Below are 15,798 nucleotides of genomic sequence, written 5' to 3'. Positions count from 1 at the left end.
CTTCAGGGGGGTGGGGGTGCGGCAGCACGCTAGCGAGCCGGAAACGGGCAAACGGCCTGATCCGGACGGAGGTTGGGGATCTTAGGGTGCGCTTAAGGAAGGGATCGGGACCGGTTAAAGGTCGAGACCAATTTGGTCGACCGGCGTCGGCGCACCGAGCCCCGGTGGCCTCGCCGCTCAGGCTCCCGGCCGTCCAGCTGGATCCAGATCCGGACCTCGGTCCCGCCCAGGACGGAGCGCCCGATGCGTACGTCCCCGCCCGTCGACTCCGCGAGCCTGCGCACGATGTCGAGCCCGAGCCCGGTCGAGCCGTCGCTGCCCGATCCGCCGCCCCGCGCCATCGCCGCCTCGGGGTCGGTGATGCCGGGGCCCGCGTCCGAGACGAGCACGATGACGGCGTCCTCGCCGTTGTGCACGTCGACCGCGAATGCCGTGCCCTCGGCGGTGTGCCGGAACACGTTCCCGAGCAGCGCGTCGAGCGCGGCCACCAGGTCGGCGCGGGCCACGGGTATCCGTACCGGCCGGTCGACCCCGGCCACCCGCACCTTGCGCCCCTCGTCCTCCGCGAGCGCCGACCAGAAGTCCATCCGCTCCCGGACGACCTCGGCCGCGTCGCACCCGGCGCCCACGCCTATCGCCGCGGTCTGCGGCTTGGCGTCCCGGGCGGTCCTGATGATCGTGTCGACCTCGCGCTCCAGCTGCGCGACGGCGGCCCGGGTCTGCTCGGCGGCGGGCCCGTCCCCGAGCGAGGCCGCGTTCAGCCGCAGCACCGTCAGCGGTGTACGCAGCCGGTGCGAGAGGTCCGCCGCCAACTCCCGCTCGTTCGCAAGCAGTTGGACCACCTGGTCGGCCATGGAGTTGAAGGCGACCGCCGCGAGCCGCAGTTCCGTCGGCCCCTCCTCGGGCACCCGGGCGCCCAGCTTCCCCTCCCCCAGCTCGTGCGCGCTCTCCACCAGTCGCTGCGCCGGCTGCACCATGCGTACGCCGAGCCGGTCCGCCACCGCGACCGAGCCGACGATGAGCGCGATACCGACCCCGGCGAGCACCGCCCAGGCCGTGGCCACGCCGTTGGTGACCTCCGACTCGGGCACGTACACCTCGACGACGGCGATCTCGCCCGAGCTCAGCGCGACGGGCTGCAGCAGCGTGGAGCCGCCGGGGACCTCGGTGGTGGAGGCCCGGCCCAGCTTCCGGGTGGTGGCGATGTCCTTGCCGACGGCGCGCTGCCGGCCGAGGTCGACCGCCTCCACACCGTCGCTCGCGGGTATGTGGACGGCCATCCCCGCGTCCGAGCCCGCCGAGGCGACGACCCGCTCCAGCTGGTCCCGGTCGGTGGTGATGGAGAGGGCGGGGGCGATGGCCGCGGCCTCCCGCTCGGCGTTCGAGAACGCGCGGTCCCTTGCCATCTCCCTGATGACGAGCCCGAGCGGCACCGCGAAGGCCACCACGACCATGGTGGTCACCGCCACACAGACCTTGACCAGTGCCCATCTCATCGCGGCGGCTCCGCTCCCGACGGCCCCGGCGGCTCCAGCTTCACACCCACTCCGCGCAGGGTGTGCAGATAGCGCGGGCGGGCCGCCGTCTCGCCCAGCTTCCTTCGCAGCCAGGACAGATGGACGTCGATGGTCTGGTCGTCCCCGTACGACTGCTGCCACACCTCGGCGAGCAGTTCCTTGCGGGCCACGACGACCCCGGGCCGTCCGGCGAGGAAGGCCAGCAGGTCGAACTCGCGCCGGGTCAGGTCGAGTCGTACGCCGTCCAGCTCGGCCTGGCGGCGCAGCGGGTCGATGGCCAGACCGCCCACGCGGATCTGAGGCGACGGCGGGGGCTCCCCGGCCGAGGAGCGGGCGCGGCGCAGCACCGCCGCCATGCGTGCCGCCAGGTGCTCGACCGAGAACGGCTTGGTCAGATAGTCGTCCGCGCCGTCGTTCAGCAGCCGCACGATCTCCGTCTCGTCGTCCCGTGCGGTCGCGACGATCACGGGCACGTCGGTGATGCCGCGCAGCATCTTCAGCGCCTCCGACCCGTCCAGGTCGGGCAGGCCGAGATCCAGGATCACGACGTCGAAACGGAAATGGGCGACCTCGCGCAGCGCCTCAAGTGCCGTACCGACACTGCGCACCGTGTGCGCGGCCTCGGTCAGATGCCGGATGAGGGCCGAGCGCACGAACTGGTCGTCCTCGACCACGAGCACACTTGCCATGGCCCGCACCGTACGCCATATGGGTTGGGCCGGTCCGGGGCCTGTGGATAACCGTCCGGGCGGCGCCGACGGGGGACATGTGCGGCACCGGCAGGGGACATGTGTGGGGCGCGTGGGGCAGTATGGCCCGCGATGCGCAGAGGACTCGTACACGGCTTGGCTTGGTCGCTCGCCACGGGCGCGGCGGTCACGCTGTCGTGGTGGGGCGTCCACACGGTGATGGCGGGGACGGCGTACGACCCGCCGCGCGCGCTGCCGATCACGGCGGACGGGGCGACCGCGCAGGGCGCGAAGCCGCTTGCCTCCTCGACGAGTCGGCCCGAGTCCGGGCCTGGAACCGAGCCCGGGCCGTCGAAGAGCCGTGAGCCGGGTGCGGGGCGTTCGCCGTCCGCCCCGCCCTCGTCCTCGCCGCCTTCCTCGCCCCCGCCCTCGAAGTCGGCGAGCGCCACTCCTGGCGCGGGTGCCTCCGGCGAGGTGAAGAGCTACGACACCGAGGGGGGCCGGGTCGTGTTCGACCTCGGCAAGTCGTACGCGTCGCTGGTGTCGGCGACGCCCGCGTCCGGGTGGTCGATGCAGGTGTGGAAGACCGAGACGTGGATTCGGGTGGAGTTCTCGGCGGGGGCGGATCGGGTTTCGGTGTTCTGTACGTGGCACGACTCCGCGCCGCGGGTTTCCATCAACGACTACTGAGCGCCGCGGGTGGCCTGGTTCGCGGGTTGGCTGCGGGTGCGTGCGGGCTGGTCGTGCAGTTCCCCACGCCCCTTGAAAGACAGGGGCGCTTCCGTCGCCCCGAGCCAGAACAACCGGAGGGCCGTTCCTACCGGAACACCGACGGCGGGGGTGCCGGGGAGGCCACCGCTGCCGCGTCCGTCACCGGGGTTGCTCCGCCGGTGAGGTCCCTCAGCGCCTTGCCGTGTTCGACTCTTGCCGGGTGGGGGTCGGAGGCGGCTCGGCGGGTCAGTTCGGGTACGGGGAGGGGCAGGGCCGAGGCGATCAGGACGGCGTTGCCGAAGCGTTTGCCGCGCAGGACCGTCGGGTCGGCGATGAGGGCGAGTTCGGGGAAGACACCGGCGGCGGTGGCGATCTGGCCGCGCAGGTGCGCGAGGGGCGGACCGTCGGCGAGGTTGGCGGCGTACAGGCCACCGGCGTTGACGACCCGGCGTACGTCGGTGAGGAACTCGCCCGACGTCAGATGCGCGGGCGTCCGTGCCCCGCTGAACACGTCCGCGATGACCAGGTCCGCCCAGCCGTCCGGCACCTTGGCAAGCCCTTCGCGCGCGTCGACGGACCGTACGCGGATCCGGGCGTTCGGGTCCAACGGCAGTTCGCGGCGGACCAGTTGGACGAGTGCCGCGTCGCGTTCGACGACCTGCTGGGTGGAGCGGGGCCGGGTGGCGGCCACGTACCGGGCGAGGGTGAAGGCGCCCCCGCCGAGGTGCACGACCTGGACGGGCTTGCCGGGCGGGGCGACGAGATCGATGACGTGACCGAGCCTGCGCTGGTACTCGAAGCTCAGGTACGAGGGGTCGTCGAGGTCGACGTGCGACTGCGGGGCCCCGTCGATGAGCAGCGTCCAGGCGCGTCCCCGGTCCCGGTCGGGCATGAGCTCGGCAAGCCCCCCGTCCACACTCTCGACGACGGCCGAGGCACCACCACGTCTGTCACCGCCCCGCTTGTCATCCACCCGTTTGTTCTTTGCCCGCGCCATCCACCCATTATCGACGGCACCCAGCAGTCCGGCTCAGCGACAGCGGACCCTTGTTCTTTTAGGGGCGCGGGGAACTGCGCGACCAGCCCCCGCGGACCCGCGGACGACAAGGACCCGCGAGCCCCCAAACCCCCCGCCCAACCTCAACGGCAGTTGTCCGCCGCCTCGATCAGACGGGCCGCCTCCCCCAACGCGGCCCGCAGAACCGCAGGATCCGTGGCCAGTTCGGCCTCCCCGGGAGGCAACAGCCAGTCCGACCCCTCCACCGGCGGCTCCGGCGCCAGCCGAAGCCCCCGCCCGTCGGTCCGCGTACACGTACTGCCCGGGACATCCCAGGCGGAAGCCGTCCCCGGCGGCACCAGAAACCCGAGCGTGTCACAGCTGTCGTCATGCAGAACGGGGCCCACGGCCTCCGCCGACGCACCGCGCCGCAAAATGTCGACCGCCTCCAGCCCCTGCCGAGCGGGGACGGTCACGAGATCACAAGGATCGACGCTCTGCCTGCTCTCCATCCTGGCCTCCACCACGGAACCCCTCCTCGATCGGGCACACCGCATGGTTCAACGCCGCTCGGCGTCAACGGCTACGGCGAAACTCGGCCGCAAAGGATGGCAGTTCATGGCAGATCAGGGATGAGATATCCGTTTTGTAGCCAAACCCCGAGTGGTGGACTCGTCACAGCGGGTACGTTCGTGCCCGCCGGAAACACAGGTGCGGCCGGGTCGACAACATGATCAACTCGCCCTGCTTCCGGCATGGTTCGACGGTTCGTGAGAGAGGGCCCGGCCATGGCGTCGTCACCGATGACCTCGTCGTCCCAGTCACCTCGGCCGGCGCGGCCGAATCTCGCCTTCCGGCGGCTGCGCGGCCAGCGCTCGCCGGGCGAGTTCGCCGCGGCGGTGCGACGGGCCGCCCGGGAGATCGACGAGCAGGTCAGCTGCGACGCGCGCTACATCGGGCGGGTCGAGGCCGGGGAGATCCGGTGTCCCAACTACGCGTACGAGCGGGTGTTCCTGCACATGTTCCCCGGCCGGACGCTGACGGACCTGGGGTTCGTGCCCCGTTCGGCGGTACGCGGCCGGGGGGCGCGCACCTTCGAGGAGGCGCCCGACCCTCGCACCACGAGCCCGATGTACGCCCCGCATGAGACGGACGGGGCGTACGAGCCGTATGACACCACGTACGGCACGCACGAACCGAACGACCGGTATGACCCGCACGAGATCGACAACCAGAACCACGAGGAGAGCGACGTGCAACGTCGCGCATTCATGAGCGGCGGTACCGCCACCGTGGCGGCCGCCTCACTGGGCCCCATAGGGCTCGCGTTCAGCGGCGTCGCCGCGGCCGCGGACCGTTCCGTGCGCCGGGCCGGCGAGGCCGAGGCGGGGGCACTGGAAGAGGCCGTACGCAAGATCCGGCTGCTGGACGACCGGCACGGCGCCGACGGGCTGTACCGCAGGGCCTCGGCCCCGCTGCGAGCCGCGTACGCCCTGCTGGACGCGGGCGCCGCACGGCAGGCGACCGCCGAGCGGCTGCACACGGGGGCCGGTGAACTGGCCATCTCCGTGGGGTGGCTGGCACACGACTCGGGGCGTTTCGAGGACGCGCGTTCGCACTACGCGGAGGCGCTCGCGACCGCCCGGGTAGCCGGGGACCCGGCCCTGGAGGCGCACGCCTTCTGCAACACGTCCTTCCTCGCCCGGGACGCGGGGCGGCCGCGCGAGGCGGTCCGGGCGGCCCAGGCGGCCCAGTTCGCGGCGCGCCCGCTGGGCTCGGCGCGGCTCCTGTCGCTCCTCTCGCTGCGCGAGGCGGGCGGCTGGGCGGGGCTCGCCGACCGCAGAGGCTGCGAACAGGCGCTGACCCGCGCGCAGGCACTGTACGGGCGCGGCCCGTGCGACGCCGATCCGGAGTGGATGAGCTTCTACGGAGACGCCGAGTTGGCCGGTCTGGAGGCCCAGTGCTGGTCGACGCTGGGCGACTGGTCGCGCGCGGCCCATCAGGCTCGGCGCGCGACCCGGCTCCAGGACCCGCACTTCACCCGCAACCTCGCGCTCTACACGGCCGAGCTGGCCGACGACCTGGCCCGCGCCGGGCACCCCGACGAGGCGGCCGCGGCCGGACTGCGCGTCCTGGACCTGCTGGACGAGGTCCAGTCGTCCCGCGTGCAGACGATGCTGGCGGGGACGGCGCGGGTTCTGCTGCCGCACCGCCGCGCCTCGGGGGTGTCGGACTTCCTGGAGCGGCACGGGGCGCTGCCGCGGCCTGCCTGAGCCGTTGCGCTCCGCTGGGGGCGTTGTGATCTGCCTGCGGGCCGGTGGGGGTTGATCGCGCAGTTCCCCGCGCCCCTGAAGGCCCCACCTGGACTATGCCGTCAGGTGTGCGCAGTCGTTCCACGCTTCGATCGCGGGCTCTCCGTAGGCCCAGCCCAGGACCGAGAGGGAGGTCGGGTTGAGGCGGATCCGGGCCGCGAAGCCGAGGTCCAGGCCGAGCCAGCGGGCGCAGATGGAGCGCAGGATGTGCCCGTGGGCGAAGACCAGTACGTCACGGTCTGCGGAGCGGGCCCACTCGACGATCTCGTCCGCGCGCGCGGAGACCTCGGCGAGGGTCTCGCCCCCGGGCACACCGTCCCGCCAGATCAGCCAGTCGGGACGGTCGGCCCGGATCTCGTCGGGGGTCATGCCCTCGTACGCGCCGTAGTCCCACTCCATGAGCGTGTCCCAGGGGGTCGCCCGGTCGCCGAACCCGGCGAGTTCGCAGGTCTCACGCGCGCGTGCCAGCGGACTCGTACGGATCTCCATCCCGGGCAGGCCGTTCAGCGGGGCCCTGTGCAGGCGCTCTCCAAGCAGTTTGGCGCCACGCCTGCCCTCTTCCAGGAGGGGGACGTCGGTCCTGCCGGTGTGCTTGCCGGACAGCGACCATTCCGTCTGTCCGTGCCGGGCCAGCAGGAAACGCGGTGCCATGGAAGGGGCCTTTCGGGGAAGATCGAGCGGTGAACCGCGGGGGAACGAGAGGTGGATCACTCCATCATCGCTTACTCACAGGTTTAGCAACCCGCTGGGCGATCTCTGCGTCTATGAGCACCAGGGGGCGCGGCCACGGGGGACGCGCGCAGACCGTAAATTGGGCCAGGTCATTGCGGCCGGGAAAGCAGGAGGGGGAGGGATCGGATGTTGCGGACCGATGCACCGAGCACCGAGGCGGCACCACGTTCCCGCCTCCGCTGGTGGACCGAGCTGCCACTGATCCTGCTGGTGTACGGGGCGTACTCGGCGGGCCGGCTCCTCGCGCGCGGGGACGTGACCAGCGCCGTCGACCACGGTCTGGCGATCCTGCGCGTCGAGAAGTTCTTCTTCCTCAACGCCGAGCACCCGCTGAACCGTCTCTTCACACGCGAGCCCTGGATCGGCATACCGGCCGACTTCTGGTACGCGTCGCTGCACTACATGGTCACGCCGGCCGTCCTGGTCTGGCTCTTCAGGTCCCGTGCCGTGCGCTACAGAGCGGCCAGGACCTGGCTGATGACGTCCACGTTCATCGGTCTGATCGGCTTCACGCTGCTGCCGACCTGTCCGCCGCGGCTGCTGTCCGCGAGCCACGGGTTCGTCGACACGATGGCCCAGTACAGCGACTACGGCTGGTGGGGCGGCGAGGCGAGCGCGCCGCGCGGGCTCGGCGGCATGACCAACCAGTACGCGGCGATGCCGAGCCTGCACTGCGGCTGGGCGCTGTGGTGCGGTGTGATGCTCTGGATGTACGGCGGGACGCGGCTCACCAAGGTCGCGGGGGTGCTGTACCCGTTGATCACCACGATCGTGGTGATGGGCACCGCCAACCACTACTTCCTCGACGCGGTCGCGGGCTTCGTCGTGATGGGGATCGGCTTCCTGCTGACCCGGCCGGTGCTGCGGCTCGCGGACACGCTCCGGGCGCGGCTGGGGATCCGGCCCTTCGCCCTTGCCTCCGGGGGTTCCACAGGCGCCCCGCACGGCGCAGGTTCCTCAATTGTCAGTGCGGGGTGCCAGACTTCGCCGGGTGAGCGAATTCCCCGACAGCGCAAGGTCCCAGCCGTCCCGGCTCCTGCCGAGCCGGGAGCCCCGGCAGGAGCCGAACCGGGAGCGAGTCCCCCCGGCGCGGGGGACGGGGCTCCGGCAGCGGCTCGCTGAGCTGCGCGGTCCCGCGGTCCCGCCGCAGCCGCTCGACGCACGCGCCCTCGCGGCACTCGCCGCGAACCCGGGGTGCAAGCGGCGCGCGATCCTCGACGGGGCGGGGGTGAACAAGGCCGCACTGGCGAGCGCGCTCGGCTCGCCGTCGGCCTTCGGTCAGTCGCAGTTCGCGTTCATGCGGGGCAATGCCTTCGAGGCGCGGGTCAAGGCCGACGGCGGCGCCGAGCTGCTGCGGCTCGTGCACGAGAAGCTGGACGCGGGGGCCGCGGCGCCCACGGCCGGCGCCGTTCCCGATCTGTCCGCCGTGGGCCCCGAGGGACGCACCGCGCGTACGGCCCTGGCGCTGCGCGAGGCCACCGAGGCGGGCGTCTGGACACTGCTCGACCACCCCCTGCTCGCCCTGGACGTCGCGGGCTCCCCCGCCTTCCTGGAGCCGGACGCGGTGGTCGTGCATCCCGACGGGAGCTGGACCGTCGTAGAGATCAAGTCCTTCCCGATGCTGGACGGTTCGGCGGACGCGGCGAAGGTCGGCGCGGCCGCCCGCCAGGCCGCGGTGTACGTCCTGGCGCTGGAGCGGGTCGCGGCCCGGCTGGCCCCCGCGCCCGAGGTGCGGCACACGGTGCTGCTGGTCTGCCCGAAGGACTTCTCCAACCTCCCGACCGCGTCCGCCGTCGACGTCCGCAAGCAGCGCTCGGTCACGCGCCGCCAGCTGGACCGCCTCACCCGCATCGAGGACATCGCCGACCTGCTCCCCGAGGGCACCTGCTTCTCCCCCGACCTCCCCACCGCCGACCTGACGGCCGCGGTGGAATCGGTCCCGGCGACGTACGCCCCCGAGTGCCTCTCCGCCTGCGAACTGGCCTTCCACTGCCGCAACCACTCCCGGGCGGAGGGCGCGGTGACCTCACTGGGCCGCTCGCTGCGCGCCGAACTGGGCGGCCTGACAACGATCGACGACGTCCTCGCGGCAGCCCACGGCACCGCCGGCGACCCAACCGACCCAACGATCACGGCCCTACGCAGAGCAGCAACCTTGCGAGCAGAAGCCCTGAGCCCCGCAAACACCCCGCAGCCCGAGACCTCGTCTGGAGCAACGTGCTGACCCCCTCCCGCCCCGAAAGGGGCGCGGGGAACTGCGCGACCAGCCCCCACCGACCCGCACACACAACACCGCACCACCCGGCCCGCCCCTCCCGAGAGGCAGCCCCATGTCCCTGATCACCACCCTCGCCCGCCTGGAAGCCGTGGCCACCGGCCGAGCCCAGCCCCTGGCAACCACCCGCCACCGCCACCTCTCCCCGCACCCCCTCGTCTTCGTCCCGCTCACCACCGCAGGAGAAGCCGGGGCCCCGCTAGGGGCACTGGTCGGCACGGACCGCGAAACCCCCCGCCTCCTCGTGGTCCCCCAGCCCCGCGACCGCGACCTCCGCTTCGCGTTCCTGGCCGAGCTGGCCGACATCGTCCTGCCGTACATCGACGCGTACGCGGACGACGTCGAGCCGGCCGAGCGCAACGAGACCGACCCGGAGACCGGAAAGCGGGTCAAGGTAGAGGTCGAACTCTGTGCGGACGCCCCGCAGTTGATCGTCCCGAGCCGCTCGGGCATCGACTTCGTACGGCTGCTCGGCCGCTCCATGCGCTTCCGCCGAACCGCCGAGCAGGACCCGGAGACACCGCATCCGGCACCCCCGCGCGTACCGCTGCTGGGCCGGTGGCTCACCCACTACGGCGAGCGGTCCCGCGTCCCCGGCTCCGCCCTGCTCCTCGCACTCACCGACGTCCTGTCCCGGCACTGGGCGACCGGACAGTCCAGCCTGGAGGACCAGCACCTGGGGGCGCTGCTCGCGTGGATCGACCCGCCGCAGGGCGAGTCCGGCGCCGATGCCGCGCTGCGGGCCGAGCTGCGGCGGGACGGCAAGGGACAGCTCCTCTGCCCGCCGGCCGGGCCCGCCACCGACCCGGCGTTCGACAACAAACTGCTCGCCCCCGCCATCGAGCGCTACGACCGCGCGCGTACGGCACTCGCGGCCGCCGAGGACGGCATCGAGGCGGACGACCGGCTCGGTGAACTCACCGCCGCCGAACGGCAGATCCGCGACCTGGTGGAGAGCCGCACCCGCCCCACCTGGGACGCCGTGTGGCGCGGCCTGGACCTGCTGCGCGACCTGCCCGAGGGCGCCCACGCGGCCGATCGGTGGACCCGGGACCGCTGGTCGTTCACCGGTCACCGGGACCGTGTCCTGGCCGGCGAGCCCCCGCAGCCGCGCCGCGACGACGCGGTCACGGCGGCGAACAAACTCGCCACCCGCGAGCGCGAACAGGCCCGTCTGGACGCCCAGGAGGCCCTCGACGACCCGCTCGTCATGGCTGGCCGACGGCTCGCGGGCGAGGCGTTCGCGGGGGAGGTCACGGATGTCGTGATGGCGTACAGCGAGGGCAAGCGGCCCAGCCCGCGCCCCCTCGTGACCGTCCGCACGGACGACCGGCCGCACTTCGGCGAGCGCGCCAAGGTCTACCGCTCGCTCGGCGGCAAGGCACAGGCGGCCGAGTTCGTCGAGTACGTCCGGTACGACCAGGGAGCCGAGAGCGACGACCCCACCGACGCTCTCGACGCCCTGGTCGTCCTCCGCGTGGTCGACAAGATGGGCCGCGGCAAGGAGCCCGAGACCGGATCCGTACCGGAGAAGGGTGATCTCGTCTGCTTCACGCTCTTCGAGCACGAGCAGCGGGGCGGTGCGAAGCTGCCCGACCCGGAGGACACGCCGTGGACGCACGGCGGGCCGCCCGGCGAGACCGATGCCGCCGCCCCGCAACTCGAGGTGCAGCCCGACGCCGTGACCGAAGAGGACGTCCTGTGACCACCGTGTTCGATCCGGGCGCCGAGGCCGCCCAAGCCACCGACGCGATCCTGCGCGACACCTTGCACGGGACGCACCGCGGTGTCGTGGTCGACTCCCCTCCCGGCGCAGGCAAGTCCACGCTCGTGGTACGGGCCGCACTCGAACTGGCCGACGCGGGACGCCCGTTGATGGTCATCGCCCAGACGAACGCGCAGGTCGACGACCTGGTGCTGCGGCTGGCCGAGAAGAACCCCGAGCTGCCCGTCGGCCGACTGCACAGCAGCGACGCGGACCCGTACGACAAGGCGCTCGACGACCTGCCGAACGTCCGCAAGTCCGCGAAGGCCGGGGATCTCGCGGGGCTCGACGTCGTGATCTCGACGGCCGCGAAGTGGGCGCACGTCAAGGGCGTCGAGCCGTGGCGGCACGCGATCGTCGACGAGGCGTACCAGATGCGGTCGGACGCGCTGCTGGCCGTGGCCGGGCTGTTCGAGCGGGCGCTCTTCGTGGGGGACCCGGGCCAGCTGGACCCGTTCGCGATCGTCGGCAGCGAGCAGTGGGCGGGCCTGTCGTACGACCCCTCGGCCTCCGCCGTGACGACGCTCCTCGCCCACAACCCGGAGCTGCCGCAGCACCGCCTCCCCGTCTCCTGGCGGCTTCCGGCGTCGGCGGCGCCACTGGTCTCGGACGCGTTCTACCCGTTCACGCCGTTCCGCAGTGGCACGGGCCACGGCGACCGCCGCCTCGCCTTCGCCGTCCCGTCGGACGGTTCGGGCCCCGACCGGGTCATCGACGAGGCGGCGGAATCGGGCTGGGGCCTGCTGGAACTGCCGGCCCGGCACACCCCGCGCACGGACCCGGAGGCGGTCCGCGCGCTCGCCCATGTCGTACGCCGCCTACTGGACCGCGGCGGCGCGGCGACCTCGGAGCGCTCCCCCGACCCGGCCCCGCTGACGGCCGACCGCATCGCCGTCGGCACCGCGCACCGCGACCAGGCGGCGGCCGTCCGCTCGGCCCTGGCGGAGCTGGGCGTCACGGACGTGACCGTGGACACGGCGAACCGCCTCCAGGGCCGCGAGTACGACATGACGGTCGTCCTGCACCCCCTGTCGGGCCGCCCCGACGCGACGGCCTTCCACCTCGAAACGGGCCGCCTGTGCGTCCTGGCCTCGCGCCACCGCCACGCCTGCATCGTCGTCTGCCGCGCGGGTGTCACCGACCTCCTCGACGACCACCCGTCCACGGAGCCGGTCCAGCTGGGCGTCACGGTGAAGTTCCCCGACGGCTGGGAGGCGAACCACGCGGTGCTCTCCCATCTCGCGGAGCACCGCGTGGTCTGGCAGCCGTGACCGGCCCGCCCCGGGGCACCTGGACAACAGGCGCCCGGCTCACCGCCGCCCCACTCCGCCGGACGGAGTCCGGCACGCCGCCGGAGGCAGCCGACGGATACAGCCCCGACGGCTGGGAGGCGAACCACGCGGTGCTGTCCCGTCTCGCGGAGCACCGGGTCGCGTGGGAGTCGTGAGGGAGCGCGAAGGGTAGAAGAGAGCGTGCATCAGGGCCGGTCAGCCGCGCCCTGAGGCGCTCTTGCGCGGTCAAGGGACAATGGACGGTGGCCCACCAACAAGGACGGGCCGACCACCGTACGAGGAGGAGAAGTCATGGCGGAGCCCACGCCGCGTCGGAACGAGCCGCGGCTTCGCCCCGCGCCGCTGCTCTTCGAGCCCGCGGAGGCTGCTGCCGATCCCGAGCACTTCTTCGACCTGGAATCGATCGACGACCCGCAGGCGCTGCTGGACCGGGCCACTGAGCTGACTCTCGCGTTCCGCGCGGCCACCGACCGGGCGGTCGAGTTCCAGGCGATGGCCGCCGCACAGCTCGCCGACCCCCGCCGGTTCGACCGGCTGACGCCCGCGGCGATCGCCGAGCGGGCCGAGTGGACCGAGGACTACGCGAAGAAGATGGTGGAGTTCGGCCGCGAACTCCTGCGCGGCGCGGACGCCGAGGGGTACGCGGACCCGGTCTGAGCGGTCGGCGTCCAGGAAAGCGACAGCGAGCGCCCGGGCAGCGCGTCGGTCACGCGCCAGGCAGTGCGCGAAGAGGCGACACGCAAGCACGGCACACAGGCGCAACAACCGCGCATCCAAGCCACGCCCAGCCGAAAACAACCGCTGGCATATGCCAGGCGGGCAAGATACCCCACCCCGCACTCCGCTGTCCCCCATTCCCGCAACCCTCGGGGACGGGCCGTTCACCCCCGGTAGCTCTAGATGACATGAGCAGCGATCGGAACCAGGCAGACATCGCCCCCGACAGCCCCGGCTCGGGCCGCAGTGCCGGCCAGAGCACAGGCCACGGCTCGGGCCACGGCATCGTCGAGCCGCTCCCTGACCGGTTCGACGTCTCGGGGGTCACCTCCGAGGGCGCCGCCTGGCTCGCCTCAACAGGCACGTACCCGCGCGGCACGCTCGCCTTCCGGGAGGACCGGCCCGCCGCCCCGGTGGTCCTGTCCTGCGGCTCCGCCTTCGACGTCGTCAACGCGCCCGCGGTCTTCGGCCGCCGCATGCTGGACCGGCTGTGGGACGAGGGCCCGGGCTCGGGCCCTGTCGCCACCTACCGGGGCCGGATGCTCCTGTTCGCCGCGCCCGGCACCGCGCAGCGGCTGCCCGCGCTCCTGGAGTGGGAGGAGTGGGGCTCGGGCGGCGCCTCGGAACGGGCCCGGTTCGTCCCGCCGCTCCTCTGCCACGGCACCGGTGACGCGGTGACGGTCCCGCCCCCCGCGACCGTCCCGGCCGCCCCCCGCACCGGTCCCCGCCCCCCTGCGGAATCCCGCTGGCTGGTCGCTCCCGACACCCGCCACCCGTGGCTGCCGACCCCGGCGATCCTGCTCTGGGCCGCGATACGAGCTGCCCGGTCAGCGGCCCGCCGACGCGTCCCCGAGCCCTCCCCCGACCCCCGGATATCGATTTTTCCTCGCGCCGATCAGGATGCTAAGGTCTACGACGTCAGCAGGCGCCGCTAGCTCAGTTGGTTAGAGCAGCTGACTCTTAATCAGCGGGTCCGGGGTTCGAGTCCCTGGCGGCGCACAGACGGTGAAAGGCCCCTCGTGAGAGCGAGGGGCCTTTCGCATGTCGGCATGCCACCCACGCCCCGACGGCCGACCGGTGTGGGCCCCCGCCCAAGAAGTCAGCCCCCGGTCGAGATCGTCACCGTCCACGCCCCGGAAGCCGTCCGGTCCTCCACTTTGACGCGGAGGTTCTCGCCCGGCACGGTGAAGGTCTCCCCGAGCGCGACCGGCGCGTCGGCGAGCGGCGGATAGACCGAGTCGTCCCAGCAGGCCGCGGACGAGGGGTGCGCGTCGACGACCTCGATCGGGCCGCCGCCGGACTGGGTCCCGCCGCGCACGCGGTAGACGAGCACTCCCTGTGAGCAGACCGCCGCGTCGTTGCCGACCGGCCCGCGCGCCTCGAAGGCGACCGCGGTGTCCTGCCCGGTCCGCACCACCGCCAGTTTCGTCCCGCCCCCGGACCCGAATCCCATGCCTTGCGACTCCGGCCCGGCACCGGGAGCACCCGCCCTCACGAAGGCCTCCGAACCCGCCGCGGCCACCCCGGGTCCCGCCCCCAGAGACTCCAGCGTCAGCCGCGTACCCCGTCCGCCCGCGCCCCGCACACACGCCACCTGGCGTGTTTCCAGCCACCCGAGTTTCCACTTGTGCCAGCCGAACAGGTCGGGTGCCAGGCCGAACTGGCTGCCCATGAGGTCCCAGTCGCCGACGTACGTGTCCCAGTCGCCCTTGCCGTCGGAGGGGCGGTGGTAGAGGTCGGGCAGATCGAAGACGTGTCCGGTCTCGTGGGCCAGGACCAGCCGGTCCGGCGGATGCTTCTCGAACACCGTGACGACCCGCCGGATGTCCTTCCCGTCGGCCCGCAGCGGCGTGTCCATGTTCACCACCTTCGTCGCGTCCGAGTCCACGCCGGGCGCGTCCGGGTCGGCGACGAAGTAGACGATGTCGTAGCGCGAGAAGTCGACCCGGTCGTCCGCCGCGGCGAGGGCGTCGCGCAGATACGCCGAGCGCGCCGCCGCGTTCCAGTCGCGCTGTATGGCGTACGAGGTGGAGGGCCGCGGCATCCGGATCCACTCGGTGAGCGGGTGCGGGCGGAGCTGGAACCTGCCGTACGAGGCCCGTTCGAAGAAGCGGCTGGTGGCGGGGAAGTAGTCGGCCGTCAGTTCGTCCGGCGTGGTCAGCGGGTCGGCGTCCGGGAAGGAGAGGAAGACCATGACGGCGTCGAGGCGGCTGGTGGGGCGCGGGTAGGCGGCGTTCCAGGTGTCCAGGCCCTCCGAGTGGTGCGCGTCGGTGCGCTTGAGGGCGCACGGCATGGAGAGCGGGACGGCGACCGAGGGGCCCGTCACGAGGGAGGTGGCGGCGAGGGCCGTCATGGCAGTGAACACGGCCGCGGGCGCGTGCCACCACCGTTCCCGCCAGGTCCGCCCCCACCATGCCGGTACCCGTCGGCCCGGTCCGGGCCGTCCGAGGCCTCCCCAACGGGGTCGAACCCCGCCACGGGTGAGCCCCTTGAGGGGGAGCAGACGCGGCACGTCGACCTCCGGATGCGGAATTCGGGATACCGCACCCAGCCTGTGCCGGTTTGATCGTTTACGCCCTGTTTATCTGAACCAAAGGAGTGAGAGGGCCGACATCCGACCGAGAACATCGGGGAGCACCAGGGGGGCGCCAGGACACGCCGACACCCCGAGCACTCACGGAACGTCACAAGTGATCGACCGGGGAAGGAACCCGTCCAGCTGCGGGCAGAAACGATCTGTCAGAGAGAGGGGTTCATCCGGGACACTGGACAGTAGCTGGAAGGCCCTACG

Annotated in this window: 15 protein-coding genes and 1 tRNA gene; 10 read left to right on the top strand and 6 right to left on the bottom strand. The window is 72.5% G+C overall.

Features of this window, described 5'->3' with window-relative positions:
• Positions 1-92 precede the first annotated feature (92 nt).
• Both JEQ17_RS29555 and JEQ17_RS29550 read right to left on the bottom strand, forming a co-directional pair.
• Positions 93-1,496 carry a HAMP domain-containing sensor histidine kinase gene (locus JEQ17_RS29555; RefSeq protein WP_200397984.1) on the bottom strand — a complete coding sequence of 468 codons (1,404 nt, stop codon included), beginning with the start codon at positions 1,494-1,496 and terminating at the stop codon, positions 93-95.
• Positions 1,493-2,206, bottom strand: a complete 714-nt coding sequence (locus JEQ17_RS29550; RefSeq protein WP_200397983.1) for a response regulator transcription factor — start codon at positions 2,204-2,206, stop codon at positions 1,493-1,495. The genes JEQ17_RS29555 and JEQ17_RS29550 overlap by 4 nt, the downstream gene beginning before the upstream one ends.
• Positions 2,207-2,338: 132 nt before the next feature.
• On the opposite strand from JEQ17_RS29550, the gene JEQ17_RS29545 reads away from it, so the two are divergent.
• Positions 2,339-2,896, top strand: coding sequence for a hypothetical protein (locus JEQ17_RS29545; protein WP_200397982.1), 558 nt, complete (start codon positions 2,339-2,341; stop codon positions 2,894-2,896).
• 127 nt (positions 2,897-3,023) lie between these two features.
• Here JEQ17_RS29545 and JEQ17_RS29540 read toward each other — a convergent pair whose 3' ends face one another.
• The gene (locus JEQ17_RS29540; protein WP_200397981.1) at positions 3,024-3,914 is read right to left on the bottom strand and encodes a spermidine synthase; all 891 of its coding nucleotides are present in this window, start codon (positions 3,912-3,914) and stop codon (positions 3,024-3,026) included.
• 143 nt (positions 3,915-4,057) lie between these two features.
• Positions 4,058-4,426, bottom strand: coding sequence for a hypothetical protein (locus tag JEQ17_RS29535; RefSeq protein ID WP_200401788.1), 369 nt, complete (start codon positions 4,424-4,426; stop codon positions 4,058-4,060).
• A 276-nt stretch (positions 4,427-4,702) separates the two neighbouring features.
• Between JEQ17_RS29535 and JEQ17_RS29530 the strand changes: the two genes are divergently transcribed.
• Positions 4,703-6,187 (top strand): hypothetical protein, encoded by a 1,485-nt coding sequence (locus JEQ17_RS29530; protein ID WP_200397980.1) that lies wholly within the window; start codon positions 4,703-4,705, stop codon positions 6,185-6,187.
• A 93-nt stretch (positions 6,188-6,280) separates the two neighbouring features.
• On the opposite strand, the gene JEQ17_RS29525 is transcribed toward JEQ17_RS29530, so the two are convergent.
• Positions 6,281-6,877, bottom strand: a complete 597-nt coding sequence (locus JEQ17_RS29525; RefSeq protein WP_200397979.1) for a histidine phosphatase family protein — start codon at positions 6,875-6,877, stop codon at positions 6,281-6,283.
• Between the two features lie 207 nt (positions 6,878-7,084).
• Here JEQ17_RS29525 and JEQ17_RS29520 point away from each other — a divergent pair, with 207 nt between their 5' ends.
• The 8 genes from JEQ17_RS29520 to JEQ17_RS29485 all read left to right on the top strand — a co-directional run bounded on the left by JEQ17_RS29520 (position 7,085) and on the right by JEQ17_RS29485 (position 14,006).
• The gene (locus JEQ17_RS29520) at positions 7,085-8,080 is read left to right on the top strand and encodes a phosphatase PAP2 family protein (protein WP_200397978.1); all 996 of its coding nucleotides are present in this window, start codon (positions 7,085-7,087) and stop codon (positions 8,078-8,080) included.
• Complete coding sequence (locus tag JEQ17_RS29515; RefSeq protein WP_407700166.1) at positions 7,995-9,182, top strand: hypothetical protein; 1,188 nt, start codon at positions 7,995-7,997, stop codon at positions 9,180-9,182. Before JEQ17_RS29520 ends, JEQ17_RS29515 begins: the two co-directional genes overlap by 86 nt.
• A gap of 106 nt (positions 9,183-9,288) precedes the next feature.
• Positions 9,289-10,938 carry a hypothetical protein gene (locus tag JEQ17_RS29510; RefSeq protein ID WP_200397977.1) on the top strand — a complete coding sequence of 550 codons (1,650 nt, stop codon included), beginning with the start codon at positions 9,289-9,291 and terminating at the stop codon, positions 10,936-10,938.
• Entirely contained in the window at positions 10,935-12,269 is a 1,335-nt protein-coding gene (locus JEQ17_RS29505; protein WP_200397976.1) for an AAA family ATPase, read from the top strand. Before JEQ17_RS29510 ends, JEQ17_RS29505 begins: the two co-directional genes overlap by 4 nt.
• Positions 12,266-12,445, top strand: coding sequence for a hypothetical protein (locus JEQ17_RS29500; protein WP_200397975.1), 180 nt, complete (start codon positions 12,266-12,268; stop codon positions 12,443-12,445). The genes JEQ17_RS29505 and JEQ17_RS29500 overlap by 4 nt, the downstream gene beginning before the upstream one ends.
• A 136-nt stretch (positions 12,446-12,581) precedes the next feature.
• A complete protein-coding gene (locus JEQ17_RS29495; RefSeq protein WP_200397974.1) occupies positions 12,582-12,947 on the top strand; it encodes a hypothetical protein in 366 nt (121 codons plus the stop codon).
• A gap of 248 nt (positions 12,948-13,195) precedes the next feature.
• Positions 13,196-13,942 (top strand): hypothetical protein, encoded by a 747-nt coding sequence (locus JEQ17_RS29490; protein ID WP_234048416.1) that lies wholly within the window; start codon positions 13,196-13,198, stop codon positions 13,940-13,942.
• A tRNA-Lys gene (locus JEQ17_RS29485) sits at positions 13,933-14,006 on the top strand. The genes JEQ17_RS29490 and JEQ17_RS29485 overlap by 10 nt, the downstream gene beginning before the upstream one ends.
• 100 nt (positions 14,007-14,106) lie before the next feature.
• On the opposite strand, the gene JEQ17_RS29480 is transcribed toward JEQ17_RS29485, so the two are convergent.
• Positions 14,107-15,360, bottom strand: coding sequence for a M6 family metalloprotease domain-containing protein (locus JEQ17_RS29480; protein WP_200397973.1), 1,254 nt, complete (start codon positions 15,358-15,360; stop codon positions 14,107-14,109).
• Positions 15,361-15,798: the final 438 nt, after the last annotated feature.

The sequence above is a fragment of the Streptomyces liliifuscus genome (genome assembly GCF_016598615.1).
Lineage (GTDB): Bacteria > Actinomycetota > Actinomycetes > Streptomycetales > Streptomycetaceae > Streptomyces > Streptomyces liliifuscus.
This window is presented reverse-complemented; position numbering and strand designations above follow the sequence as displayed.

Bases quoted from the DNA above. Each gene is read 5' to 3' on its own strand.
- JEQ17_RS29555 (WP_200397984.1), bottom strand. From the start codon at position 1,496: ATGAGATGGGCACTGGTCAAGGTCTGTGTGGCGGTGACCACCATGGTC.
- JEQ17_RS29550 (WP_200397983.1), bottom strand. From the start codon at position 2,206: ATGGCAAGTGTGCTCGTGGTCGAGGACGACCAGTTCGTGCGCTCGGCC.
- JEQ17_RS29545 (WP_200397982.1), top strand. From the start codon at position 2,339: ATGCGCAGAGGACTCGTACACGGCTTGGCTTGGTCGCTCGCCACGGGC.
- JEQ17_RS29540 (WP_200397981.1), bottom strand. From the start codon at position 3,914: ATGGCGCGGGCAAAGAACAAACGGGTGGATGACAAGCGGGGCGGTGAC.
- JEQ17_RS29535 (WP_200401788.1), bottom strand. From the start codon at position 4,426: ATGGAGAGCAGGCAGAGCGTCGATCCTTGTGATCTCGTGACCGTCCCC.
- JEQ17_RS29530 (WP_200397980.1), top strand. From the start codon at position 4,703: ATGGCGTCGTCACCGATGACCTCGTCGTCCCAGTCACCTCGGCCGGCG.
- JEQ17_RS29525 (WP_200397979.1), bottom strand. From the start codon at position 6,877: ATGGCACCGCGTTTCCTGCTGGCCCGGCACGGACAGACGGAATGGTCG.
- JEQ17_RS29520 (WP_200397978.1), top strand. From the start codon at position 7,085: ATGTTGCGGACCGATGCACCGAGCACCGAGGCGGCACCACGTTCCCGC.
- JEQ17_RS29510 (WP_200397977.1), top strand. From the start codon at position 9,289: ATGTCCCTGATCACCACCCTCGCCCGCCTGGAAGCCGTGGCCACCGGC.
- JEQ17_RS29495 (WP_200397974.1), top strand. From the start codon at position 12,582: ATGGCGGAGCCCACGCCGCGTCGGAACGAGCCGCGGCTTCGCCCCGCG.
- JEQ17_RS29490 (WP_234048416.1), top strand. From the start codon at position 13,196: ATGAGCAGCGATCGGAACCAGGCAGACATCGCCCCCGACAGCCCCGGC.
- JEQ17_RS29480 (WP_200397973.1), bottom strand. From the start codon at position 15,360: ATGACGGCCCTCGCCGCCACCTCCCTCGTGACGGGCCCCTCGGTCGCC.